At 59.5% G+C, this 23,024-nt stretch carries 24 protein-coding genes; 11 read left to right on the top strand and 13 right to left on the bottom strand.

What is annotated here, in order from left to right; all coding sequences use genetic code 11:
* Position 1 precedes the first annotated feature (1 nt).
* From MWU54_RS11705 to MWU54_RS11695, 3 genes are all read left to right on the top strand, one after another.
* The gene (locus MWU54_RS11705; protein WP_247083693.1) at positions 2 to 2,236 is read left to right on the top strand and encodes a molybdopterin cofactor-binding domain-containing protein; all 2,235 of its coding nucleotides are present in this window, start codon (positions 2 to 4) and stop codon (positions 2,234 to 2,236) included.
* A gap of 214 nt (positions 2,237 to 2,450) precedes the next feature.
* Positions 2,451 to 4,340 (top strand): SLC13 family permease, encoded by a 1,890-nt coding sequence (locus MWU54_RS11700; protein ID WP_247083686.1) that lies wholly within the window; start codon positions 2,451 to 2,453, stop codon positions 4,338 to 4,340.
* Between the two features lie 221 nt (positions 4,341 to 4,561).
* On the top strand, positions 4,562 to 5,230 hold the full coding sequence (locus MWU54_RS11695) for a L,D-transpeptidase (RefSeq protein WP_247083684.1): 669 nt from the start codon (positions 4,562 to 4,564) through the stop codon (positions 5,228 to 5,230).
* Positions 5,231 to 5,281: 51 nt separating this feature from the next.
* On the opposite strand, the gene MWU54_RS11690 is transcribed toward MWU54_RS11695, so the two are convergent.
* The 4 genes from MWU54_RS11690 to MWU54_RS11675 form a co-directional block, all read right to left on the bottom strand.
* Entirely contained in the window at positions 5,282 to 5,560 is a 279-nt protein-coding gene (locus tag MWU54_RS11690; RefSeq protein WP_247083672.1) for a hypothetical protein, read from the bottom strand.
* Positions 5,561 to 5,649: 89 nt separating this feature from the next.
* Positions 5,650 to 6,300: a hypothetical protein gene (locus tag MWU54_RS11685; protein WP_247083669.1), complete on the bottom strand. Its 651-nt coding sequence runs from the start codon at positions 6,298 to 6,300 to the stop codon at positions 5,650 to 5,652.
* Between the two features lie 85 nt (positions 6,301 to 6,385).
* Entirely contained in the window at positions 6,386 to 7,060 is a 675-nt protein-coding gene (locus MWU54_RS11680) for a hypothetical protein (protein ID WP_247083667.1), read from the bottom strand.
* 58 nt (positions 7,061 to 7,118) lie between these two features.
* On the bottom strand, positions 7,119 to 7,379 hold the full coding sequence (locus MWU54_RS11675; RefSeq protein ID WP_247083664.1) for a hypothetical protein: 261 nt from the start codon (positions 7,377 to 7,379) through the stop codon (positions 7,119 to 7,121).
* A gap of 267 nt (positions 7,380 to 7,646) precedes the next feature.
* On the opposite strand from MWU54_RS11675, the gene MWU54_RS11670 reads away from it, so the two are divergent.
* Entirely contained in the window at positions 7,647 to 7,961 is a 315-nt protein-coding gene (locus MWU54_RS11670) for a hypothetical protein (RefSeq protein WP_247083661.1), read from the top strand.
* A gap of 24 nt (positions 7,962 to 7,985) precedes the next feature.
* On the top strand, positions 7,986 to 8,633 hold the full coding sequence (locus tag MWU54_RS11665) for a hypothetical protein (protein WP_247083657.1): 648 nt from the start codon (positions 7,986 to 7,988) through the stop codon (positions 8,631 to 8,633).
* Positions 8,634 to 8,671: 38 nt separating this feature from the next.
* On the opposite strand, the gene MWU54_RS11660 is transcribed toward MWU54_RS11665, so the two are convergent.
* From MWU54_RS11660 to MWU54_RS11645, 4 genes are all read right to left on the bottom strand, one after another.
* Positions 8,672 to 9,088 (bottom strand): hypothetical protein, encoded by a 417-nt coding sequence (locus MWU54_RS11660; protein WP_247083655.1) that lies wholly within the window; start codon positions 9,086 to 9,088, stop codon positions 8,672 to 8,674.
* 8 nt (positions 9,089 to 9,096) lie between these two features.
* Complete coding sequence (locus MWU54_RS11655; RefSeq protein ID WP_247083653.1) at positions 9,097 to 9,624, bottom strand: hypothetical protein; 528 nt, start codon at positions 9,622 to 9,624, stop codon at positions 9,097 to 9,099.
* Positions 9,625 to 9,629: 5 nt separating this feature from the next.
* Entirely contained in the window at positions 9,630 to 10,133 is a 504-nt protein-coding gene (locus MWU54_RS11650) for a hypothetical protein (RefSeq protein ID WP_247083651.1), read from the bottom strand.
* Between the two features lie 112 nt (positions 10,134 to 10,245).
* Positions 10,246 to 10,746 (bottom strand): hypothetical protein, encoded by a 501-nt coding sequence (locus MWU54_RS11645; protein ID WP_247083641.1) that lies wholly within the window; start codon positions 10,744 to 10,746, stop codon positions 10,246 to 10,248.
* A gap of 221 nt (positions 10,747 to 10,967) precedes the next feature.
* Between MWU54_RS11645 and MWU54_RS11640 the strand changes: the two genes are divergently transcribed.
* A complete protein-coding gene (locus MWU54_RS11640) occupies positions 10,968 to 11,969 on the top strand; it encodes an AraC family transcriptional regulator (protein WP_247083638.1) in 1,002 nt (333 codons plus the stop codon).
* 55 nt (positions 11,970 to 12,024) lie between these two features.
* Here MWU54_RS11640 and MWU54_RS11635 read toward each other — a convergent pair whose 3' ends face one another.
* Entirely contained in the window at positions 12,025 to 12,795 is a 771-nt protein-coding gene (locus tag MWU54_RS11635; protein ID WP_247083636.1) for a DeoR/GlpR family DNA-binding transcription regulator, read from the bottom strand.
* On the bottom strand, positions 12,792 to 13,562 hold the full coding sequence (locus MWU54_RS11630) for an inositol monophosphatase family protein (protein WP_247083634.1): 771 nt from the start codon (positions 13,560 to 13,562) through the stop codon (positions 12,792 to 12,794). Before MWU54_RS11630 ends, MWU54_RS11635 begins: the two co-directional genes overlap by 4 nt.
* A 199-nt stretch (positions 13,563 to 13,761) precedes the next feature.
* Here MWU54_RS11630 and MWU54_RS11625 point away from each other — a divergent pair, with 199 nt between their 5' ends.
* The 5 genes from MWU54_RS11625 to MWU54_RS11605 all read left to right on the top strand — a co-directional run bounded on the left by MWU54_RS11625 (position 13,762) and on the right by MWU54_RS11605 (position 21,131).
* Complete coding sequence (locus tag MWU54_RS11625; protein ID WP_247083631.1) at positions 13,762 to 14,694, top strand: ABC transporter substrate-binding protein; 933 nt, start codon at positions 13,762 to 13,764, stop codon at positions 14,692 to 14,694.
* Positions 14,695 to 14,812: 118 nt separating this feature from the next.
* Positions 14,813 to 15,826 carry a betaine/proline/choline family ABC transporter ATP-binding protein gene (locus tag MWU54_RS11620; RefSeq protein WP_247083629.1) on the top strand — a complete coding sequence of 338 codons (1,014 nt, stop codon included), beginning with the start codon at positions 14,813 to 14,815 and terminating at the stop codon, positions 15,824 to 15,826.
* Positions 15,826 to 17,817, top strand: a complete 1,992-nt coding sequence (locus MWU54_RS11615; protein WP_247083627.1) for an ABC transporter permease subunit — start codon at positions 15,826 to 15,828, stop codon at positions 17,815 to 17,817. The genes MWU54_RS11620 and MWU54_RS11615 overlap by 1 nt, the downstream gene beginning before the upstream one ends.
* Positions 17,814 to 18,689, top strand: a complete 876-nt coding sequence (locus tag MWU54_RS11610) for a choline kinase family protein (protein WP_247083618.1) — start codon at positions 17,814 to 17,816, stop codon at positions 18,687 to 18,689. The genes MWU54_RS11615 and MWU54_RS11610 overlap by 4 nt, the downstream gene beginning before the upstream one ends.
* Before the next feature lie 9 nt (positions 18,690 to 18,698).
* The gene (locus tag MWU54_RS11605) at positions 18,699 to 21,131 is read left to right on the top strand and encodes an FAD-dependent oxidoreductase (protein ID WP_247083616.1); all 2,433 of its coding nucleotides are present in this window, start codon (positions 18,699 to 18,701) and stop codon (positions 21,129 to 21,131) included.
* A 154-nt stretch (positions 21,132 to 21,285) separates the two neighbouring features.
* Here the strand turns inward: MWU54_RS11605 and MWU54_RS11600 are convergent, their stop codons facing one another.
* The 3 genes from MWU54_RS11600 to MWU54_RS11590 form a co-directional block, all read right to left on the bottom strand.
* Positions 21,286 to 21,567, bottom strand: coding sequence for a hypothetical protein (locus MWU54_RS11600; protein WP_247083614.1), 282 nt, complete (start codon positions 21,565 to 21,567; stop codon positions 21,286 to 21,288).
* Between the two features lie 103 nt (positions 21,568 to 21,670).
* Positions 21,671 to 21,862: a hypothetical protein gene (locus MWU54_RS11595; RefSeq protein ID WP_247083612.1), complete on the bottom strand. Its 192-nt coding sequence runs from the start codon at positions 21,860 to 21,862 to the stop codon at positions 21,671 to 21,673.
* 48 nt (positions 21,863 to 21,910) lie between these two features.
* Positions 21,911 to 23,017, bottom strand: a complete 1,107-nt coding sequence (locus MWU54_RS11590; RefSeq protein WP_247083610.1) for an alanine racemase — start codon at positions 23,015 to 23,017, stop codon at positions 21,911 to 21,913.
* Positions 23,018 to 23,024 lie beyond the last annotated feature (7 nt).

Genomic DNA, 23,024 nt, shown 5'->3' with positions numbered 1-23,024 from the left:
CATGGGACGTTTGAAAACGATCACACGACGCAGTTTCCTGGTCGGCTCTGTGGCCATCGGTGGCGGGGTGGCCTTTGGGACCTATCTGGCGATGCGCAACCTGCCCAACCCCGTTGCAGCGACGCTTGCGCCGGATGAAGCCAGTTTCAATCCCTGGGTTCTGATCTCACCCGAAAAGGTCACCCTGATCACACCGCATGCCGACAAGGGACAAGGCGTGGCCTCCGCGCAAGCCGCCCTGATTGCCGAGGAACTCGATATTGAATTCGGGCAATTCGAGATTGATTTCGGCCAGCCCGACCAAGCGTATTACAACACCGCGATGGCCGAAGAAGGCGTGCCATTCATGTCCACCGATACCAGTGTGGTCGCCGAAGCAACCCGCGCCGTCATGGGCAGCGCGTTCAAGATTCTGGGTGTTCAGGGCACCGGTGGATCAACCTCGATGCCCGACAGTTTCGACAAACTGCGATACGCGGCTGCCATTGCGCGCGAAACGCTGAAGCTTGCGGCATCACAGCAAAGCGGGGTGCCCGTGGATCAACTGACCACCAAGGAGGGCGCTGTGCACCTGCCAGACGGGTCACGGATCGCATATACCGCCCTGGCCCCCTTGGCGGCTGAACTGGAGCCCGTGTCAGACGTTGTCCTGCGCGCGCCATCCGAGTGGCGTCTTGTTGGCCAGCCAATGGAACGGCTGGATATCGAGGGCAAAACGACCGGCAGCACGCGCTACGGGATCGACGTAGACCGCGACGGCATGCTGCACGCAACGGTACGTTTGAACCCGCGCAAAGGGGGCGTTCTGAACGGGTATGATGCCAGTGCAGCGAAAACCATGCGCGGCGTTCGGGACATTTTTGAGATCACCAATGGTGTCGCGATTGTCGCCGACAACACATGGCGCGCTTTCAAGGCGGCCGAGGCGATCGGCATCGACTGGGGCCCTGCCCCCTACCCTGCGGATCAGGCCGACCATTGGGACACGCTTGACGCATCCTTCACCGACGACCACCTGGATCGCACATGGCGCAATGACGGCGCGGTTGACAGCGCAGCGGGAAACGTGATCGAGGCGACCTACAGGTCACCGTACGTGGCTCATCAACCGTTGGAGCCGCTAAACGCAACCGTTCTGGTCACCGACGATCAGGTCGAGGTCTGGACCGGCCACCAGATGCCCGTTTTCCTGCAACAGCAGGTCGCAAAGGTCACAGGCCACGATGCGGAAGCCGTGATTTTTCACAACCACTTCATCGGTGGCAGCTTTGGCCACAGGCTGGAGCTCGACTTTGTCAAACAAGCCGCAGAAGTGGCCAACCGGATGCGCGGCACCCCGATCAAGATGACCTACTCCCGCGAAACGGATTTTGCGCAGGACTTTCCACGGCACATCTCGATGGCCAAGGGGCGTGGGACGGTTGCGGATGGCAAAGTGATCGCGCTGGACCTGCAGATCGCCGCACCGTCAGTGATCACATCGCAGATGGGTCGGTTGGGATTGTCCGTACCCGGTCCGGACATCCAGATCGCGGCTGGGGCGTGGAACAACCCCTACAGCATCGACAACTTCCGTCTGCGCGCATACCGCGCGTCGGAACTGGCGCCGACCTCGTCCTGGCGCGCCGTGGGCGCACCGGGCGCGGGGTTCTTTTTTGACAGCTTGCTGGACGAAACCATCCACGCAGCCGGGGCGGACCCAATGGCCGAACGCATTCGCCTGATGACGCACGAAGTCAGCAGAACCGTTCTTGAAACAGTTGCCGAGATGTCGGATTGGGGCGCACCACTTGCCCCCGGGCAAGGCAAAGGCGTGGCGTTTGTGGAAAGCTTTGGCGTCCCAACGGCGGAGGTTGTGCTGGTCACCGATACAGACGCCGGCATCCGGATCGACGCGGTTTGGGTCGCGTGTGACGTGGGCACGGTGATTGATCCCGTCAACTTTGAAAACCAAGTTGAGGGGGGCGTCATTTTTGGCCTTGGGCACGCAATGAATTGCGAAATCACCTATGCGGATGGCATGGCGGAACAAGCCAATTACTATGATCACGAAGCCATGCGCATCTGGCAGACTCCCAGGATTTTTGTGAAGGGTCTGGAAAACGGCACCAAAGTGCGCGGTATTGGTGAACCTCCTGTCCCTCCGGCGGCCCCGGCGCTGGCCAATGCGATCTTTGCAGCGACCGGCAAACGGATACGCCAGATGCCCTTCAACAAGTTCGTGGACTTTGTGTAGGCCAAGGCGCGCATTTCCGAAATTGTCTCACCTTGCCCCCGCTTTCAAAGCGGGGGGCGACGGCGCTTGCTATGAAAATCCGTGCAATTGCGGAACGCATTCTGACCGATCGCATCGGACGCGAGGACACACCTTGACCGGATCCAGCCCCAGACCCGGAAAACGGCTAGGTGGTTGCGGCTTCTCCTGACTAGACTGGGTTTGGGAGGAAAGCATGGAGCTACCGGCACTTACGTTCGAAATGATGGCCGTTTTGGCGGTGCTGTCGTTTACGATTTTCCTGTTCGTGTCCGAAATCGTCCGGATTGATCTGGCCGCCATGATCATCCTCGTCCTGCTGGGCGGGCTGAGCTACCTGCCGGGTCTTGGCAATCTTGCCGATGTACCCAACCTGTTTACCGGCTTTTCCTCGAACGCCGTGATGTCGATCATCGCGGTGATGATCATCGGCGCGGGCTTGGACAAAACCGGGCTCATGTCGAAGGTGGCAGGCCTGATCCTGAAACGCGGTGGCACGACCGAGGCCCGCATCATTCCCATCGTGTCGGGTGTCGTCGGCATCATCAGTTCGTTCATGCAGAATGTTGGCGCCGCGGCATTGTTTCTGCCGGTGATCAGCCGCATTTCGGCCCGCACCAATATCGCGATGAGCCGATTGCTGATGCCAATGGGCTTCTGCGCCATTCTGGGCGGCACGATCACGATGGTCGGATCATCGCCGCTTATCCTGCTGAACGACCTGATCCTGACAACCAATGACACCTTGCCTGCAGATCAGCAGATGGCCCCGTTTGGATTGTTTTCGGTCACTCCGGTCGGGTTGATGCTGGTCCTGACCGGTATCCTCTATTTCGTGCTGTTTGGACGCTGGGTTCTGCCATCACAGCGCGAACGCGGCGAAGACGCCAGTTCGGCGCGCTCCATGCAGTCTTTTATCGAAGACACCTATGGGCTGCGTGCCGATATCTTTGAAGTCAGGGTTCCCGAAGGATCAATCATCATCGGCCAGACCCTCGCCGACCTGATGGTGGCCCATCACATGTATATCCTTGGCACGTCCTACCGTGGCCACAAGGTTATCGCGCCGATGGCCGACACAACCATTCAAGCACCTGCACGGCTGGCGGTCCTTGGTCTTCGGCGTGTGGTTCAGGAAGAGTTCGCGGACCCGTACGGATTGGAAATCCTGCCACAGCTGGACGTGTTTTCCGACGATTTCGCCGCAACCCAATCCGGCGTGGCCGAGGTTGTCATTCCGCCCGGATCGGCGGTGATTGGGCAAACCCCGATTGAGCTGCGGTTGCGTCAAACACATGGGTTGTCCCTGCTGGCCATCCACCGCGGGGAAGAAACGCTCAGCCATGTCGAGACCGAGGATCACGCGGCCACGCATATCGGACAGGTGCCCCTTCAGGCGGGTGATACCGCCGTTGTTCACGTTCAATGGGACCGGCTGACGCGGCTGAAGTCAAACCGCGATTTTGTCGTCGTGACGTCGGATTTTCCGCAGGAAGAATTGCGCCCGCACAAGGTTGCTTGGGCGGTTGCGTTTTTTGCGCTGTCGCTTGGTCTGATCCTTCTGACCGACACGCGACTGTCGCTGTGTCTCCTGACCGGGGCGGTCGGCATGGTCCTCAGCCGTGTTCTCTCTATTGACGAAGCCTACGAGGCCGTCAGCTGGAGCACGGTTTTCCTTCTTGCTTCACTGATCCCGCTGGGTCAGGCGGTGCAACACACCGGCACCGCGGATTGGATCGCCGCGCATATTCTGGACTTGCTGGACGGCTGGCCGTTGTGGGCCTTGCAAGCCGGGCTGGCCATCCTGGCAACCGCGTTCACGCTGGTGATGTCCAATGTCGGCGCTACGGTGCTTCTTGTGCCACTGGCGATTTCAATCGCCATCTCGGCCGGAGGCGATCCAGCGGTGTTTGCATTGACCGTTGCGATCTCGACCTCGAATTCATTTCTGATCCCAACCCATCAGGTGAACGCCCTGATCATGGGGCCTGCCGGGTACCGCGTGATCGATTTCATCCGGTCAGGCGGAATCATGACGATCCTGTTCCTGATCGTTTCGATGACAGGGCTGACGTTGTTTTTCTAGTCAAGCCACAACCTGCCTTTCGCGGCCACGACACATGCCCATAAACCGGTCGCTGACAGGCGTATGTCAGACGGGTTTGCCGACGCAGGCCGGTAAAACCTTGGTGAACGCAGCTCGTGTCGCGCGATAAGGACACCACAAGGTCGTGACGCGGCGCTTGGAATTCGATATTAAAACCCGAGAATGGTTTTGATTTTCGACATGCGCGAAGGATTCCAGGCATGACCAAATTGACAAGACGTCACTTTATCGCCGCTTCAACACTGCTGTTTTCCGGACCGATTGCGCAAATGGCGCAGGCCGCACCGGTGTCTCGCAGCGATATGTGGTCCACCTGGGATTCCCAGGTGACGCCGGCCAATTACGATCCGGCAACGTCAAACCCCTGGGGGTTCCACCCCCGCTTTCTTCCGGTTCGCGTGCAGGCCAATGATGGCCTGACGCCCGGCGACATCCATGTCGATGCGGTGGCCCGATACCTGTATCATATCGAAGAAGGCGGAACCGCGATGCGATACGGCGTGGCAATCGCACGGGGCAATCTTTACGAGGCCGGAACCTACACGGTCAGACGCAAGGCCAAATGGCCGATCTGGACACCCACGGCTGCCATGGTGAAGCGCGAACCTGAACGGTATGAGCGGTATGCCGATGGCGTGGATGGCGGGCCAAGCAATCCTTTGGGGTCACGCGCGCTCTACCTCTATGTCGGTAACCGTGACACTTATCTGCGCATTCACGGCACACCCGAACCCGGGTCGATTGGCGGACGCGCCAGTTCCGGCTGCGTGCGCATGGTGATGGCGCACATCATTGATCTTTACGAGTCGGTTCAGACCGGATCGACCGCAATCCTGTACCCGGCCGAAGACGCGCTTGCCCGGACATAAGCCATAGCGGGCCTGTCGCGGACGGGCCCATTTATCCCAAAACTTGACGTATCAAATGTCCGGCTGGCGCGTGCAGATCGGGTTGCCCTGCACCGTCCGTAACGGCAGCCACGTTGTTTCGACCGGTCCGGCATAGCGGTACCAATAGCAGCCATCCGATGGATCAAGCCGCGCTGCGCTCAAATTCTGGTTCGGTGCCGCAATCGCCAGAACCTGTTCGGGCAATGGAGCGTATGTCGCGCCACCAGACGATCCGGTTGAAATCGGCTGAGCCTCGCATCCGGCCAGTGCCACAACAGCACCTACCGCTAATAGTCTGATAGTGTTCATATACCCGTGCCTGATGACCAATTCCGCACCGACTATACACGCTTTGGATTTCTGTTCCAGCCACCCGCGGCGGTCGGGATTGCGTACGTTTAACGATCGCAGTTCTTTGCATCACCTGACAGGCGATCTGGATTCACGTCTGCCACAGCAACGCTACCACGGGCGCGCCCTTGTTGCGTATCGACCCACGCTAGCGCCGCTGTGACCCCATCCAGCAGAAAATTGGCGAACAGAAAGCCGTTTTGGCAGTCACCGAATTCGAAATCCAGAATGTCTGACGGGCGCAATCGCTGCATGATCGCCTCGGCCGTTGGGCCGGACATGTATAGATCGTAGCGCCCCAAATCCCCCTGATAGGTTGGCCCACGGTCCAGCATGAGATCACCCGCCGCAAAATGCGGGAGCAGATCCTCATCGTATCCGTAGCGAATGACACTCGCATGCATGCCCAGAGACAGCTTTGGTTCAACACCATCCAGGCTCAGATACATCGTGTAGCCTACGTCTTTTGGCGCGCGATCCAGTGAAAAGACGTGGCCGCCATTCGGGTTCCCCTCTACGCCGGTGTATGTGTACGCGCTGCACTGCAGGTCTGCGTCGCAGAACGTACGCCATTTACCAAAACTGGCGCTTGTGTGATCCCCGCGCGCGATGCCGGATTGCGGCACAACCGCAATGGCCATGAGGCACAAAACAAGCCGGATGATGGGGAATAGTTGCGCGACTGTCGGGATTTGCATCGTCATTTCCTGTCCTTTGCTTGTCCTTACCATGGCTGTTGCGTTCAGATGAAACGGGTCGTGCATCGGCAAGGCAACCCTTGGATCACTCGGCGCGGACAAACCGGCAATCGGTAAGGTCCACGCGGTCAGCGCGGCTGAACGCAGTCAGGTCGACCCGGCCTTCGTTCTGCGCATCAGCGCGGTTGTCGAGAACAAATTGAGGGGCCTCCACATTGCCCTGCTGAAAACAGGCGACCGGTTTGGGGCCAAGGAATTCAGCGGTATCCTGAAGGTCATGCCGCGTCAGGTCGCTTGCTTCAGACCAGGTTTTGCCCCAGTAAAACCCGCTCACACGAACCGTCTGCCCAATCAGGTCGAACATGGCCCTGTGCAAAGTGTCGAGCGGGATCGCATCCGGGTGCTGTGACGGCTGCGCTTCGACGCTCAGAACCTCGCACTCTGACAGGCGAATCCGATGCGGTGTGTCCTGCGACGGCGCAACCTGTCGGCGCAGGACGGTGGCCCGCAGGATCACCACATCCGTGCTGCGGATGCGGTCATTCCCGGGAGGATTCAGTGTATCGCACACGGCAAGGGTCGGGGTTTGTGGCTGTGGCGTTGCGCCAAACTCCATGTGCTTTGCCTGCCACCGCGCCGGTGACATGAAAAGCGCAGGATATGCTTCGATGGTGACCTGTTGATTGTGCCATTGGCTGTAGGCGACAAGCAGTTCAGATGGTGTGAAGCGCGCCTCCTCGGCCATGGCCACAGGGGTCATACTGCAGATCGCCAAAACGGCCATCATCCGATTATTAGCCAATTTGCAGGCCCTGAGGCTACTCACCCGCATCCACGTCACTGCAGGCCTCAAGCGCGGCCATCAGGGTTTCCGTGTCTGCCTCGGTCAGTTCATCGTCGCTTGCCGTGAACAGTCGTTCGGCGTCATCGCCAAGCTGTTCCACCATGCAGTTCGCCATCGCCGCAGGCGCACCTTCGGCAATCATCGCCGCCACGACGTCATTGTCTTGCGCCGCCACCGGTCCAGCGGCCAGCAGCACCGTGATGCAGACGAACATCCCGTTCGCGTGTGATGTCATTGTACATCCCTTTCTTTGCACTGATGTTTTGGCGCGCGCGCCAATAGTCAGCGAGCAGTTTAGGGCTGGCACATTGCCGGGTCTTGGACTCCACGATCAAAGTGGTTGGACAATTCGCGCCCCGGGAAGTGGCGGCATGCGGACGCTTTTGTCGTGCCGCGAACCCGCCAGTCCTCTTTTGGACAAGCGATGGGAGCGTCCAGTCCAAGCCTGACGCCGAAACAGGCGATAATCTGAGGGAAGTACAACCATAACAGGACACAGACCATGACGCTGAAATGCCTTCTGACACCGCTTGCCGCCGCAATGCTTGCCATGGCCGGTTCGGCCGCTTTGGCCGACGACTCGAAATACAAGAACTGTTCGCTCACCCCGGCGGACGCCATTGGGCCAATGTTTGAAACACAAACAGCGGCGGACTGCGAAGCGGCCTGTATGGACAAGGCCAGCGAAGGCTGCATCGCCTGGAGCTACATGAAACCGTCAGCCATGTTCCCCGACAAGCCCGGAAACTGCCGGATGATCACCGTGATCTTCGCCGAAGAAGAAGGATCGGATCGGTTTCTATGTGGTAAGCTGTAGACCACGTGATCGGGGGGCGGCAGAATGATGACAGCAGTGCCTTTGCTCAAACGGGTTTGCCTTGCGGGCGTTTTGTCGATTGGCACATCTGCCTTTGCCGCCCCTGACTGCACGGATTTCAACGACAACACCCGCCTGTCCTCGCATGATCGCCAGTGGTGTCAGGCGCTGGCCTTCAAGGCCAATTATTTGAAAAGCGGCTTTGTCGAAGCGCCTCCCGGCAGCGACGGCGCCGCGCGCGGCGTCAAGGGACGGTTGGCGACCCGCTTTTCGAATTCCGGCGCAGCAAGCGTCAGCGGATCGATGACACTGGACCAACTGGACGGGCGGTTTCGACTGAAGCTCGCGAGCACCGACAATTCGCTTTACTACGGTCGGAAAATTCAGGTCTCAGGCAACATACTGTCCGGCGAGGGCCGGGTTGAGGTCTACAGCTATGTCGATGTGGACCTGTGGAAACTGGCCGCTGTGCTGGTTGATGACCCGGTTCGCAACGCGCCACCGCCCGAAGACGGTCTGATCCTGAAAGGCTACACCGTAACAGACATTCCGGCAGGCGCGGCGCATCCGTTCACCGCGAACCTGATCCCGCTTGCCGGTGACTTTTTTCTGTTGCTCAGAGCGCCGGATGGCACGGCCCGGAATGTTCAGATCACAATCGACAAATCATGATGGTCCAACGCAATTCTGCCGTCACAAGCACGTGCGGATCATTCCACCCAACTGTCGAATGCAGCCCCGATCCTCTTCGTCCGCGCGATGAGCCGCGCGACATCACGCAACATCTGCGCATGAGAGGTGTTCGGCATGGGTTCGGGAATGATCCCCGGATCAGCGGTGTCTGGCGTCAAGCGAGGCGCGTCTGTAACGGCGTTTGCCAATGTCTCAAGTAGTCTGACAAACCGGGTCAGTGTACCCGGATCAAAGGACGCGCCATCCAAAACGGACATGCGTTCCAGAAAATCCGCATCGGTATCTTCACGCGCTCGGGCGAAGGCGATGATGGCTTGCCAATGCTCCATTGGAATGCGCACCTGCGCCGGATAGGTCCAGGGCGATGTATACCTGTCATCAGGTTGGTTCTCCAAAGCGTCCGGCCCCGAGAACACCTGCCAAAGACGCCCCATACCTGCCCCTATTCGCCGTCGGTGGCGTCGTCATCCGGGCAGGCAACGGGATGGAGCAGGAACAGCTTGTCATCCGGTTCTGCGGACAATTCGAACGGTGTCTCGCTGCCGCATTCCGACAGGCTGAGCCGACCCCAGTCCAGCCCTACAAGAACGGATCCTTCTGATCCTGAGTTTCGCACGCTCAGAATACCACCATCACACTCGACCGCGCAGATCACCCTGCCCTGCGCATTCGTGTGACACAGCCCCCCGGCCGACCCGCGTCGTTCCCGCGTTTCAACATCGACGGAAAACGCATGCTCGCCTTTGCCGGCTTTGTGATGATCCATTTCGTAATAGCTCATGCCGAAATGCATCCGAGTGACTTTCTGACGGGGATGCGCGGCCAGATGCGTGTCGGAATAGCTGCGTTGCCAGCAGGCAAAGCTGCCGGGAATTGGCGCGAGCAGGGTTTCCAGTGGCTGAGCCACCAGTGCGCTGCTTATGCCAATCAGCAATGCACTCAGCGCACAAAGGTGTTGGGTCTTGGCCATCTCGCTCAGTCTCCCCGGTGATCCAAGAATGGCTTGAACGGCGCGACCGTACAAGCGCGCGCAGGTCGCGGGTGTAGCAGGAACAGTTGATCGTCGGGCTGAGAATCCAGCAGAAACGGTGCCGCGCCGCCATCCCCGTCACATCGCGCGTTGACATGCAGGCGGCCGGACGGGCCGATTTCCAGCAGGAGCGCGCCGCTGTCTCCGGACGGTCGCAACAGCACGGTGCCAACATCGCAAGCAACGTCACAAACAATCGCGCCGTCATGATCTGCATCGCAGATGCCAATCACGGTTCCCGCGCGTTCTCGTGTCGCAACATCAATGGTAAAGCCGTAATCGCCCTGCCACTGCTGCAAATGGAACCGAATTTCAGTGACCTTTTGCTTGGGATGGCGCGACAGGTGTGCATCCGAATAACTGTGGTCCCAACACGCGCCATCACTCGGCGCGGACGGCACCAGATCATCCAGACCCAAGGCTTGGACCGGGATGGCACAAACGCCCATCAGGGCCGCGACGCAAGCACGCCGCCACACTGTCAGCACACCCTTAGGCAGCGCCCTATTCCACAAGAGGTCACCTCCTCCCCCCGTGCGCACGTTTGTCACGTCTCCTGCATCAAACGCCAAGCCGATCCGCCTCTTTCGGGGCCTGTTTCCGCAGCAGATCAAAAAACGCATATTGTGTCAGGATATTGAGCGATTTGATCCTGTCAAAGAAATCCCGGTCGCCGCCAACATATGCGCCCCACACCGCCTGATAGTCGGCATAGACCTGCTTGGTATCCGAATTGCGGTGAATGGATGACACCGAACTGCTGACCACAGCTTCGACCGTTGCACGATCAGCATCGCTCATGTCAGCAACGTCCCGCCCAAGGGCGACGAGTTCGGTAATGGCGTCCTCCTTGATGGCATCAAGCTGAGCCGCGATTTCGGGCGACGGAGCTGGTGTGTCGGCAAGGACCGCGTTGGACCGGGACATCGTGTCGACATAGATCTGGTAGATCTGCTCACCCGTCTTTTTCGGGTCCGCAGCATGTACTGGCGCGGTCCAAAGAATGGTTGCTGCAACCACAAGTGACAGACCCACAAAACGTCGTGAGACATTATTCGGCATGTTTCTCTCCATCTCAAAAAATGCGGTGCGTTTTGCGCGTTTCGGAACGCGTATGGGGTGCATCCTATCAGGATGCTCCGTATCCGCTTGGACGGCGCGATATTCCAGCTTGGACGAGTCAGGACAAAGATGGTATCGTTCGGCATTGAATAGAGCCTGCCAAGTATGGGTTTATTCGCGCATCCTTGGTGGGCCAAAGCTTTTTGGACACTTGTATTGCAATGAATTCACATGCCGAAATCCGCGTTTTCCCAACGCCCCGTTTTCGTTTTTCAACGGACACCATTCCTGCGCCCGATCGCATTGCGCTTTGGCGGGAAGAGTTCGGACAGAAGTTTGTCCGACTGGACATGGAACCGCTCGACGACGATCCCCTGCACTACGACGCCACGTTCCAGATGCTTGGTGACGCGTCCATCGGCGTTGGCGACATCAGTTCGATGGCCTTTGCCCGGACAAAAACTCTGCTTCAGGATGGCAATGACAATATTGTGCTGCTGATCCCCCGCACCCGCGTCATCCGCGCCGAACTGGGATCGTTCGATGAAACCGTACAGCCGGGCGCGTGTCTTGTGCGGCGCTCGAACGAAATCGGTCAGACCCGGATGAAGCCGGGTCACTTCGTGACATTGGCTTTGCCGGTGGATCGATTGTCCAGCCGCCTCGCAGACGTCGACCGGCTGTCCATCAGCGTTGTGCCGCACGCGGATCAGACGCTCCGGCTTCTGCTGGGGTATTGCCAGTCCATCATGAACACCGCGACACCGCTCAGTGCGGATCTGGGACCGGTCGTGCAGGATCATCTTCTTGACCTCGCCGCCCTTGCCATCGGCGCGCATCGCGATGCCTGGCACCATGCGCAGGAACACGGCATCCGGGCGGCCCGCCTTGAACATGCGCGCGCCGAAATCCGGCGCAACGCCTGCAACCCGGATTACCGGATGGCCGATCTCGTCCGGTCGATGCATGTCTCGGAAAGCTACATTCGCAAGATTCTGGCGGAAAGCGGGACCACCTTTTCCACCTTGCTGCGCGACGTTCGGCTGGAAACCGCGTGGGAAAGGTTAACCGACCCGCGCCTTCGGGATCATCAAATCGGATGGATCGCGCTGGATTGCGGGTTCAATGACATTTCCTACTTCAACCGCGTCTTCCACAAGACATTCGAGATGACACCAACCGAATGTCGCGCCCGCCTGTCGAAAACGGAGTTCCTCCAGTAATCACAGGACCCGCACCGGCTGAATGCACATCGTAACAACGCCTGCTGCCAGAGGATTACCGGGCAACCCGGATATCAAGATGCGCCAATGCCGCGCGGAAGGTTTCGGGCGGATCCAGGTCCGTGACAAGGATATCGCCCTTTTTCAGATCCGGTTGGCGAAGGGCGGGTTTGCGCGATTGCGGCTGAAACTTGGACGCATCCACCGCCATGATCGACCGCGCCGCGCTGTCCATCATGGCAAAGGCCATGTCCACTTCGCATTGTTCATGCACCAGAAATCCGTTTTCGGGATGCGCCATTGAGGCCGAAAGGACGCAGTACTCGACCTTGGCACGCTCAACCACCTGAAAGGCCGACCGATCAAACGACGCCCCGTCGTGATCACGCAGTTGCGTGCCCGCCATCGACACGTTGTTGCCCGGGATCATCGCAAGCGTGCTGGCGACAAAGGCGGAATTTGTCACAACCGTCAATTCGCGGCGATCACGCAGCATTTGCGCGATAAAGGCCGAGGTCGACCCGGTGTCGATAATCAGGCTGTCACCGTCCTTGATCATGGATGCAACCGTGTTGGCTATGGCGATCTTGGCCTCGCGGTTGAGCGTCATCCGCGACAGAAACGGCGGATCAAGCGCGGACTTGGTGGACACCAAAGCGCCATGCACCTTGTTCAAGGCACCGCGTTCGGCCAAGGGCCGGGTCACGCGGCGAATGGTCTGGTCCGACACCCCCATGAGTTGCGACAGTTCCTGCACCGTCACCGTGCCCATCATGTCGACACGACGCAGGATTTCCTCGCTGTATTTCGACGTTGGCGTGGTCATGTGTGAACCAGTTCCAGTAGCTCTGCGTGCAAATCCGGTGTTGCGGCGGTCAGGGTTCGGCCATCGGACTGCAGCGTCAATGTATTGCCCTGCCAATCCGTCATCACCCCGCCGGCGGCTTCGACCACCGCCGCGACGGGCAGGTAATCATATGGCTGAAGCCCGTAGTCAACCACCGCATCCGCATGACCACTGGCCACCAGCGCATGCGGATAACAATCCGCGCCAAGCCTGCGCAGGCCTCCTGCCGTGACCAGACGCGCGAATATGTCAGGCGTCTCAACGGCCATCTTGTCAGCCTCGTTCAGGAACAACCGCGCTTCCGACAATGACGTGCATCCGGACACCGACACGCGCTGTCCATTGAGCGTTGCCCCAAGACCGCGCGCACCGGCATAGAGTTCGTTCAGCGCAGGCATGTTGATCACACCAACCTGAGGACCATCGCCCGACACATAGCCCAGCAGCATCCCGAAAAGCGGCAATCCGGTGATGAAGGACCGCGTGCCGTCGATGGGATCAACGATCCACATATCCTCGTGCGACCCGCTCTGGCCGAACTCTTCGCCGAATATCGTCTCACCGGGAAAGGCGGTGCCCAGCGCGCTGCGGATTGCGCGTTCGGTGGCCTGATCAGCGATTGTGACCGGGCTGTCATCGGATTTCGCGGTCACATCCAGCGGCTGTCGGAAATGCGCCATCGCCACGGATGCCGCGTCCCGTGCGATTCTCTGGGCGGCCTCGAGTCGGGTTTGCAGGTCGGTCATAGGCAAATTCGCACCTGTCGAAAGGTCTCCTTGATGTGACCATATCTTGAGCATCTCGCAATTGAAAACGACAATTTCTAATATCATTTGTTGATTTTTGTTGATTTGAACAACTGTTGTCGGTGAGTATTCCCACCAAGCCGACGCGTCACCCCAAGTTTTTTTAACCAAAGCGCCGGCACCCAAAGGGAGACATCACATGAAACACCTGTCCGTCCTGACTGCTGCTTGCCTTGCCGCGACCCCTGTGCTGGCGCAGGATTCCAGCGACCCCATCAAGCTCACGCTGCATGATTGGTCGGGTCAGTTGATTACAACGACCCTGATGGGAGAAGTCCTGAAAGAAGCGGGCAACAACATCGAATATGTGCAGGCCGACTACATTGCGCAGTTTGCGGGGCTCAAAACCGGTGATCTGCATCTGGCGATGGAAATCTGGGAAACCACCGGACGCGAAGCGCTCGACGAAGCGGTTGCATCGGGCAATGTGGTGAACATGGGCGAAACCGGCATGCTGGCCATCGAGGAATGGTGGTACCCCGCCTACATGGAAGAGCGATGCCCGGGGCTGCCGAACTGGGAAGCTCTGAACGATTGCGCGCAGGAATTTGCCACAGCCGAAACAGCCCCCCTGGGGCGGTATCTGGGTGGTCCCGTCACATGGGGCGGGTTTGACGAAGAACGGGTCGAGGCGTTGGGCCTGGATTTCGAAGTGGTCCATGCCGGCACGGATGCGGCGCTGTTTGCCGAACTTGAAGCGGCGTATCAGCGTCAGGATCCGATTGTCCTTTGGGTTTATGCCCCACACTGGGCACCGGCGAAATACGACGGCAGCTTTGTTGAATTCCCGAAATATTCGGCCGAATGCTACAACGACCCGTCGGTCGGCATTAACCCCAACGCCGCGTATGATTGCGGCAAACCAACCGGCCCGATCTGGAAAGCCGCCTGGGCGGGTTTGCCCGATCAGTGGCCCGGCGCGGCGAAGGTGATCGAGAACTTCAATATCTCGAATGAAGACATGGGCGCCATGGTGGCGGATGTCGATCTGAACGGCAAATCCGTGGAAGAGGTTGTTGCGGCTTGGATGGCTGACAATGAATCCGCCTGGAAAGGCTGGATCGCGCAATAAACCCGCTGATCCGCACCGGGCGCTGCGTGTAGCTGCGTCCGGTCCCACCTGATCACCGTTCCACCCCAGCTTTCGCGCCGGTCTGACCCGGCTTGTGACAGCTGCGCCCGAGGTCCGCATGGATAAATCCGTCATTCTCGATTGCCGCCACGTGTGGAAGCTTTACGGGACAGGAGCCGACGCCTTGTTGGCGCAAGGTCGCGTGCCAGATGCGGCGGCCTTGGCACAGGCCAATGTGATTGGCGCCGTGCGCGATGCAAACGTGCAGATCCTACAAGGAGAGATCTTTGTCATCATGGGTTTGTCCGGCTCGGGCAAATCCACCTTGGTTCGCTGCCTGTCCCGCTTGGTTGAACCCACCTCGGGCGAAATCGAGTTTGATGGCCGCGACCTCCTGCGCGCGTCCGATGCCGAACTGATCGAAATCCGGCGCAAGAAAATGGGTATGGTGTTTCAGCAATTCGCGCTGATGCCGCATCTGACCGTTCTGGAGAACGTCGCCTTTCCGCTTGAAATCCAAGGGGTGGAACGCGCAGCCCGTCTTGCACGCGCGAAGACCGTGATTGACCTTGTCGGACTGGAAGGGCGCGAAGGCTGTTACCCGCGCGAATTGTCCGGCGGCCAGCAGCAGCGTGTGGGCATCGCACGCAGCCTGATCGTCGAACCCGATCTATGGTTTTTGGACGAACCGTTTTCCGCCCTTGATCCGCTGATCCGCCGCGAAATGCAGGATGAATTCCTGCGGCTGCAAAACATGCTCAAAAAAACAATCGTCTTCATAACACATGACTTTGACGAGGCCATTCGCCTTGCTGACAGGATCGCGGTGATGAAAGACGGCGTGATCGAACAAATTGCCACGCCGGAAGATCTGGTTCAGAACCCCGCGACCGACTATGTCGCCGACTTCACCAAACACGTGGCCCGCGCCAAGGTGATCCGCGCCAAAAGCCGGATGGAACCCGCGACAAGTGACAGCTTTGCCGGTGAAGTGGCCCATAACGCAACCATCGAGTCGATCGCCGATCAGGTCGAGCGCGCGGATGCACCGTTCAAGGTGATGCAGGACGGCAAGGTCATCGGCCAGATCACGGCACGTGCCGTGATCGACGTTCTGGTCGGGCGGGGCTGATGCAAGCGCTATCGCGTCATATCACCCGCGCGCGGCTTTTCTGGGTAGGTCTGTTCGCGGTTACGTGGGCGCTGTCACAGTATTCGTTTCAGATATACAAGGCTCTGGACGCGCGCTGGATCATCCGCTTCCCAAGCCAGTACCAGCTCAACACCGACACGGTGATCAGCGGTTTTCTTGACTGGCTGGTCAACGCCGCGAACTTTGGGCTGTTCACGTTCCGGGACCTGACCCGCGCCATCGCGTGGGTGATCGAACAGCCCTATCAGTTCCTGCGAAACCTGTTGATCGAAGGCTTTCAATCCGGAATAGGCGATACAGCCGTACAAGTGGCTCCGTCGCTCAGCTGGATCGCGGTGATCGCCATCGCTGTCGCCATCGGGCATTACGCACGCGATTGGGCTCTGGCCGCCCTGGTCGGCGCATGTTTCCTGTATCTGGCCGTGTTCGGCCAGTGGGACAGCGCAATGATCACGCTGGCATCGGTTCTTGTGGCCGTTCCCATCGGTGCGGTGGGTGGTTTGGGGCTTGGCATCCTGGCCTATCGGTCTGCGTGGGTCGACAGGATGCTGCGGCCAGTATTGGACCTGATGCAAACCGTGCCGGTCTTTGCCTATCTGGTGCCCATCCTCATCCTCTTCGGATTTGGCCCGGTGGCGGCTCTTGTTGCAACGGTCATCTATGCCATGCCGCCCATGATCCGGGTGACCATCGTGGCATTGCGCGGCGTGCCCGAAGAACTGCTTGAGGCCGGTCGCATGATGGGGGCGACGCAGCGCCAGATGACATGGAAAGTGCTGGTCCCTGCGGCGACACCAACCCTGATGGTCGGGGTCAATCAGGTGATCATGCTGACCCTGAACATGGTGATCATCGCGTCGATGATCGGTGCCGGTGGGCTTGGGTTCGATGTTCTGGCAAGCCTGCGCAAGCTTGATATCGGGGGCGGGATTGAGGCGGGTTTGGCTATCGTCGTGATGGCCATCGCGCTGGACCGGGCCAGCCAGGCGTTTTCCGAACGCCGGATGCAGCATCCACGCACCGGCACCTTGATGCAGCGCCACCCCTGGACAACAACCGTTGTGGTGATCGTGCTGGGCACGTTCCTTCTGGGTCAGGTCCTGCCCGCAGTGCAAAGCTATCCCGATGACTGGAAGATCAGCACCGGGCGGTTCTGGTCGGATGGGATGGAGTGGATCAACGTCAATTTCTTTGACACGCTTGAAGCCATCAAGACGGTGCTGCTGACAACGCTACTGCTGCCGGTCAAGAAGTTCTTTTCCGGCATCCCCTGGGCCTGGGGGATTATCGCAACCGGCCTGATCGCCTGGCGTGTCGCGGGATGGAAGCTGGGTGTCGCCGCTGCGCTGATGATGGGGTTCATTGCCGCCTCGGGCCTTTGGGGCAAGGCGATGGTCACGCTGTATCTTTGCGGTGTGTCGGTGTTCATCGCGGTGCTGATCGGGACACCATTGGGCATCTGGGCCGCGCAGAAACCGGGCGCCGGTCGGGTGATCTTGGGGCTCATGGACACGCTGCAAACCCTGCCGTCTTTCGTGTACCTGATCCCGGTCGTGATGCTGTTCCGGGTGGGCGATTTCAGCGCCATGATCGCGGTGGTATTGTACGCGCTGGCCCCTGCCGTGCGCTATGCCGCACACGGGATCCGGGAAGTGCCGCCGCAACTGCTCGAAGCCGGGAAAATGGCGGGATGCACACCGCGACAGCTTTTGTGGCGGGTGAAACTGCCTTTGGCGACGCCGCAGCTTTTGTTGGGGGTGAACCAGACCATCATGCTGGCCCTGTCGATGCTGGTCATCACCGCGCTGGTCGGCACGCGTGATCTGGGTCAGGAAGTCTATATCGCGCTGACCAAGGCCAATGCCGGGCAAGGGATCGTTGCGGGCCTGTCCGTGGCTTTCATCGCGATCATTGCGGACCGGATCGTTCATGCCTTGTCAGACACTCAGAAGAAAAGGTTGGGTCTATGACACAAGATGCCATCACCCGCGGGGCCAAGCTGTCATGTTTTGACAACCCGACCCAGATTGAACCGCTCAGTGGCGGGATCACCAATGTAAACCTCCGGGTGACGGACGGTGACCGCCGCTTTGTTGTACGGTTGGGCGAGGATATTCCCGAACATGGCGTGCTGCGCTGGAATGAACTGGCCCTCAGCCGCGCGGCTGAGGCGGCGGGCGTATCGCCCGCGGTGCATCACCACGAACCCGGTGTTCTGGTACTGGAGTTCATCGAGGCGCAGACCTTTGACGAGGAGATGGCCCGCGACCCGTGCAACGTGCCGCGCATCGTCGATCTTCTGAAAACCACGCATCACGCGCTGGGAAGCCATCTGACGACCCCGGTCCTGACCTTCTGGCCCTTTCAGGTGAACCGCACCTACGCAACGCGCTTGCGGTCGGATGGCTCGGGCCACAGTGCCAAGCTGCCCGCGTTGATGCGGCAACTGGACAGTCTGGAAGCGGCAACCGGCGCCGTCACGCTGGTGATCGGGCACAATGATCTGTTGGCGGCGAATATCCTCGACGATGGGACGCAGCTTTGGCTGATCGACTGGGAATATGGCGGGTTCAACACGCCACTGTTCGATCTGGCCGGGCTGGCGGGGAATAACGGGTTTTCCGAAGCGCAGGAGGCCGCGATGCTGGAGCAGTATTTCGACGCCCCCGCATCGACCCATTGGCGCGCCTATCAGGCGATGAAATGCACATCCCTGATGCGCGAAGCCCTTTGGTCCATGACCTCGGAGATCCATTCCGAACTGGACTTTGATTACGCCGCCTACACCGCCGAAAACCTGGCGCGGTTCGATGCCGCCCTGCAAGACTTCCAAAACACGTAAGGATCCGCCATGACGCTGCCTTCTTCTGCTCAGACGCTCATCATCGGTGGCGGCATCGTTGGTTGCTCGACCGCATATCACCTCGCGCGGATGGGTCAGGAGGTTCTGCTTCTGGAAAAGGCCGCCCTGACATCCGGGTCGACATGGCATGCGGCAGGGCTGGTCGGGCAGTTGCGTTCAAACGCCAACATCACGCAGCTGTTGGGGTATTCGATCGAACTATATAACACGCTGGAGGACGAGACGGGTCTTGCCACCGGATGGAAGATGAACGGAGGCTTGCGGCTGGCCTGCACGCAGGAACGCTGGACCGAGGTCAAACGACAGGCCACAACCGCACATTCCTTCGGGCTTGATATGCACCTGCTGACACCACAGGAAGCGCAGGAATTATGGCCGCTCATGGACATTTCCGACATCGTCGGCGCGGCATTCCTGCCAACAGACGGTCAGGCCAGCCCGTCGGATATCACGCAGGCCCTGGCGAAAGGGGCCCGCGCCAAGGGTGCTGTGATCCGGGAAAACACCCCGGTGACGGAAATCCTGACAGAGCGCGGAAAACTGGTCGGCGTGCGGACCGAACATGGCGATATCGCCTGTGAAAAACTGGTTCTGTGCTGCGGGCAATGGACCCGCGATCTGGCCAAAACCATCGGCGTGACCGTTCCACTGGTGTCGGTGGAACACCAATACATGCTGACCGAAGCGTTTGGCCTGCCATCCGACCTGCCGACGCTGCGCGATCCCGACAGGTTGACCTATTACAAGGAAGAGGTCGGAGGACTGGTCATGGGGGGCTATGAACCCAACGGCATTCCCTGGGCCAAGGATGGCATCCCCGATCCGTTCGATTTCCAGCTTCTCGACTCCAACTTCGACCATTTCGAACAGTTGATCGACCTTGCCCTGCCCCGGGTGCCCAAGCTGGAAACCGTGGGTGTCAAACAGCTGATCAATGGCCCCGAAAGCTTCACCCCGGATGGCAACTTCATTCTTGGCGAGGCTCCCGAAATGGCAAACGTCTTTGTGGGCGCGGGTTTCAACGCGTTTGGCATTGCCGCCGGTGGTGGGGCCGGAATGGCGCTGGCCGAATGGGTGACACACGGGGCACCCCCCTATGACATGTGGCCGGTCGATATCCGCCGCTTTGGCAGGCCACATACCGACACTGACTGGGTGCGCACCCGCACGCTTGAGGCCTACGGCAAACACTACACGATGGCGTGGCCGTCCGAGGAACATGAAAGTGGCCGCCCATGTCGGCGCTCACCGCTTTATGACAGGCTCGCATCCCACGGGGCTGTGTTTGGTGAGAAACTGGGCTGGGAACGCCCCAACTGGTTCGCGGAAGATGGCGAAGTGGCGCGCGATATCTACACGTTTGAGCGCCCCAACTGGCACGTTGCCGTTGGTCGCGAACACATGGCCGCGCGCGAGGCCGCCGTGCTGTTTGACCAAAGCTCGTTTGCCAAGTTTGTCCTGCAAGGCCCGGACGCCGAAGCCGCGTTGCAGTGGATCGCAGCCAACCGCGTCGACAAACCAGTGGGGTCAATCATCTATACCCAGATGCTGAACGACAAGGGCGGCATCGAATGTGACGTGACCTGCGTGCGCACCGCGTATGACGCCTACTACATTGTCACCGGAACCGGCTTTGCCACCCATGATTTCGATTGGATCCGACGCAACATACCGGACGGCATGAATGCACAGCTTGTCGATGTGACATCCTCCAATGCCGTGCTTTCGCTGTTCGGTCCCAAGGCCCGGGACATCCTGTCAGCGGTCACGCGCGCGGATATGTCAAACGATACGCATCCTTTCGCCACGGCACGCCAGATCGGCATCGCCGGATGTCCGGTTCAGGCGTTGCGCATCACCTATGTCGGCGAATTGGGCTGGGAGCTGCACCTGCCATCCGAATATGCGGTGACGGTGTTTGACGCCGTGCACAAGGCCGGGGCCAAGCATGGGCTGCGCAATGCCGGATACCGCGCGATCGAGACCTTGCGACTGGAAAAGGGCTACCGCGCGTGGTCGTCTGACATCGGCCCGGACCACACACCAGACGAAGCCGGTTTGGGCTGGGCCGTCAAACTGACGTCAAACATCCCCTTCAAGGGCCGCGATGCCGTGGCCGCACAGCGCGACAGCGGCGTCAAAAAGATGCTTGCGGCCTTTACAACGGACGGCGCAACCATCCTGTCCGGCCGCGAAACCATTTACCGCAACGGTAAAAGGTGCGGCTGGCTGTCGTCCGGTGGGTACGGGCATGCTCTAGAACGGTCGATTGGCATGGGCTACGTGCGCGCCGATACGGCAATCGACCGGGACTATGTTCTAAGCGGAACATATGAATTGGAGGTCGCCACAACACGCGTGCCTGCCGATGTCTCGCTGAGTCCACTTTACGATCCCGGAATGGACAGGGTGCGGTATTAATCGCACGCCTGTGTACGCGGGCGCACGCGTCTCGGTACGGGCCGGGTCGAAACGGTCTGGCGCCCGCTTGATCATAAGCGATCCAATCGGCATTGCAGGGGTAGGCTTGTCGTATCAAAGGAACCTGGCGGGATTATGCCTCGGACCCAGAATCCTAAAAGTCATCAATGTCCGGAACGGTCCCGAGCCGGACCAGGAAGGTTGGTGAACCGACTTCGCCACTGTCGGGGTCTTCGCTGATCACATAGGCATCAGCGCCGGCGCAATCGTCGGACCGGGCTTCCCGTTCGGCTCTGTTCTGCGCTTCTGCGGCTGTTGAGTATTGAAATTGCTTGTCAATCTTCAGGCCCGCCTGCCCGCCGCGCTTGGTCTTCTGTTCGACATATGTCTGACAGATGTAATGGGCTTTTGTCGTGCTCTCGTCTGCGTGCGTCATCGATGAAGTCTCCGCGTTTGGCGTGGTGCCATTGAAGCCTGGAACGTGCGGGCCTTTGAAAGCTATCGCTTTGCCGCTGTCCTAAGTGTACCTGTCACATGCACTACCGCGACGGCTTTGTGGGGGTCTTGGCTTCTCGTTCGAGGCGCGCGTTGCGGAGGCGGTCGTTCTTGGCTTGTCGCTGCTCGGCCTCTTCTTCGACCATCTTTCGAACGATGCGGGTTGTCTTGTCCATCGGTGTCTCCACCTTGGGGCCTTGCGCCTTGAACACGCTTGTCTTTGTCAGCTTAGCCAATTGGTATTTTCCTTTTGAGTGTGTCGGCACGCATTGGAAAGTGACCTTTCAAACCAATGCCGGATGTTTGCCTCTATCATGGGCATCGCTTGCGGTTAGCCCCAATCGCGTCTTGTGCGGATTTATCTGAATATCCGGCGCGGCCATGGCGCGCATCAAGGCGCCATAGGTGATGTTAAACCGCATTTCGGATCCGACACCGAGCGTCGGATCATGCGTACCAATGACAAGGTGATCGCTAGTTGCACCGATAAGCGTCTGTCCCGCAGGCATTTTTAGGCCTGCCGCGTTCGTGTCCTGATGCCCGATGGCAAGAAGCAACCGCGTGGTCTCCGAAGGGTCACGGGCAGGCCGAAGCCGTGCCAAGGGGTGATCGGCCCTGCCTGCGCATAGGCGCACGGGCTTGACGTCTGTTTCGATCACTTCGGCGACAAGCGTGAAAGCGTCCTGATACAGACCATCAATCTGCGCCCCCGTGATCGGATCGACACCAAGCATTAGTGCTTCGCCAAGGCGCAGATCGTTGATCCGGTGCGTCGCCTGCGCACCTAAGGCCCATGGCAGGTTTGCAGAGTTGCCGCCAGAGACCGTCTGAAGGACGGTGCCACTTTGCTGCTCGACCTCAGAGGCAAGACGAGACAAAGCCTGCATCTTTGCTGCTTTCGGGGCAATGCCCCCCAGACAGGCGAAATTCGCCCCGATGCCTTTGAGCGCCACACCGGGCATGGCCTCCACTCGCCGGGCCATGTTGCCCACGTCTTGTGCCCTGATCCCTTCACGCTGATCGCCCATTTCGACCATCAGAAAAATACCGTGAACCGTGTTGCGCCGGCGAGACGCAGCGGCCAATGCTGCGATCACGGATGCCTCCGTGTTGTAGCTTGCCTCACACGCTTGCACGACGTCGTCGACCTGGCTCAGCATTGGTGTGCGGATCAAAGTGATCGGACATAGAATTCCGGCCCGGCGCAACCGTTTCACATTGCTCAAACGCGCCTCGGCCAGACCCATCGCGCCACCGTCCCGCATGGCTTGGGCGATGGCTGGATGACCACACACGGCCTTGGTCACTGCGGTCACCTGAATGCCGCGTGCCTTCAACCGGTCGACAAGCGTCCGTGTGTTGTGGCGTATCTTTTCCAGATCGACATCCATGCGCGGA

The organism is Marivita sp. S6314 (assembly GCF_023015985.1).
GTDB lineage: Bacteria > Pseudomonadota > Alphaproteobacteria > Rhodobacterales > Rhodobacteraceae > Marivita.
The sequence above is the reverse complement of the archived record's forward strand: the minus strand, read 5'-3'. Positions and strand labels throughout refer to the sequence as shown.

What these genes read in the sequence shown, in the direction of transcription:
- MWU54_RS11675 (WP_247083664.1), bottom strand. Translation starts at nt 7,379, where the DNA reads ATGACATCACACGCGAACGGGATGTTCGTCTGCATCACGGTGCTGCTG.
- MWU54_RS11685 (WP_247083669.1), bottom strand. Translation starts at nt 6,300, where the DNA reads ATGCAAATCCCGACAGTCGCGCAACTATTCCCCATCATCCGGCTTGTT.
- MWU54_RS11605 (WP_247083616.1), top strand. Translation starts at nt 18,699, where the DNA reads ATGACGCTGCCTTCTTCTGCTCAGACGCTCATCATCGGTGGCGGCATC.
- MWU54_RS11640 (WP_247083638.1), top strand. Translation starts at nt 10,968, where the DNA reads ATGAATTCACATGCCGAAATCCGCGTTTTCCCAACGCCCCGTTTTCGT.
- MWU54_RS11650 (WP_247083651.1), bottom strand. Translation starts at nt 10,133, where the DNA reads ATGGGCGTTTGTGCCATCCCGGTCCAAGCCTTGGGTCTGGATGATCTG.
- MWU54_RS11690 (WP_247083672.1), bottom strand. Translation starts at nt 5,560, where the DNA reads ATGAACACTATCAGACTATTAGCGGTAGGTGCTGTTGTGGCACTGGCC.
- MWU54_RS11660 (WP_247083655.1), bottom strand. Translation starts at nt 9,088, where the DNA reads ATGGGGCGTCTTTGGCAGGTGTTCTCGGGGCCGGACGCTTTGGAGAAC.
- MWU54_RS11645 (WP_247083641.1), bottom strand. Translation starts at nt 10,746, where the DNA reads ATGCCGAATAATGTCTCACGACGTTTTGTGGGTCTGTCACTTGTGGTT.
- MWU54_RS11705 (WP_247083693.1), top strand. Translation starts at nt 2, where the DNA reads ATGGGACGTTTGAAAACGATCACACGACGCAGTTTCCTGGTCGGCTCT.
- MWU54_RS11615 (WP_247083627.1), top strand. Translation starts at nt 15,826, where the DNA reads ATGCAAGCGCTATCGCGTCATATCACCCGCGCGCGGCTTTTCTGGGTA.
- MWU54_RS11635 (WP_247083636.1), bottom strand. Translation starts at nt 12,795, where the DNA reads ATGACCACGCCAACGTCGAAATACAGCGAGGAAATCCTGCGTCGTGTC.
- MWU54_RS11700 (WP_247083686.1), top strand. Translation starts at nt 2,451, where the DNA reads ATGGAGCTACCGGCACTTACGTTCGAAATGATGGCCGTTTTGGCGGTG.
- MWU54_RS11630 (WP_247083634.1), bottom strand. Translation starts at nt 13,562, where the DNA reads ATGACCGACCTGCAAACCCGACTCGAGGCCGCCCAGAGAATCGCACGG.
- MWU54_RS11620 (WP_247083629.1), top strand. Translation starts at nt 14,813, where the DNA reads ATGGATAAATCCGTCATTCTCGATTGCCGCCACGTGTGGAAGCTTTAC.
- MWU54_RS11655 (WP_247083653.1), bottom strand. Translation starts at nt 9,624, where the DNA reads ATGGCCAAGACCCAACACCTTTGTGCGCTGAGTGCATTGCTGATTGGC.
- MWU54_RS11625 (WP_247083631.1), top strand. Translation starts at nt 13,762, where the DNA reads ATGAAACACCTGTCCGTCCTGACTGCTGCTTGCCTTGCCGCGACCCCT.
- MWU54_RS11610 (WP_247083618.1), top strand. Translation starts at nt 17,814, where the DNA reads ATGACACAAGATGCCATCACCCGCGGGGCCAAGCTGTCATGTTTTGAC.
- MWU54_RS11670 (WP_247083661.1), top strand. Translation starts at nt 7,647, where the DNA reads ATGACGCTGAAATGCCTTCTGACACCGCTTGCCGCCGCAATGCTTGCC.
- MWU54_RS11680 (WP_247083667.1), bottom strand. Translation starts at nt 7,060, where the DNA reads ATGACCCCTGTGGCCATGGCCGAGGAGGCGCGCTTCACACCATCTGAA.
- MWU54_RS11665 (WP_247083657.1), top strand. Translation starts at nt 7,986, where the DNA reads ATGATGACAGCAGTGCCTTTGCTCAAACGGGTTTGCCTTGCGGGCGTT.
- MWU54_RS11590 (WP_247083610.1), bottom strand. Translation starts at nt 23,017, where the DNA reads ATGGATGTCGATCTGGAAAAGATACGCCACAACACACGGACGCTTGTC.
- MWU54_RS11600 (WP_247083614.1), bottom strand. Translation starts at nt 21,567, where the DNA reads ATGACGCACGCAGACGAGAGCACGACAAAAGCCCATTACATCTGTCAG.
- MWU54_RS11695 (WP_247083684.1), top strand. Translation starts at nt 4,562, where the DNA reads ATGACCAAATTGACAAGACGTCACTTTATCGCCGCTTCAACACTGCTG.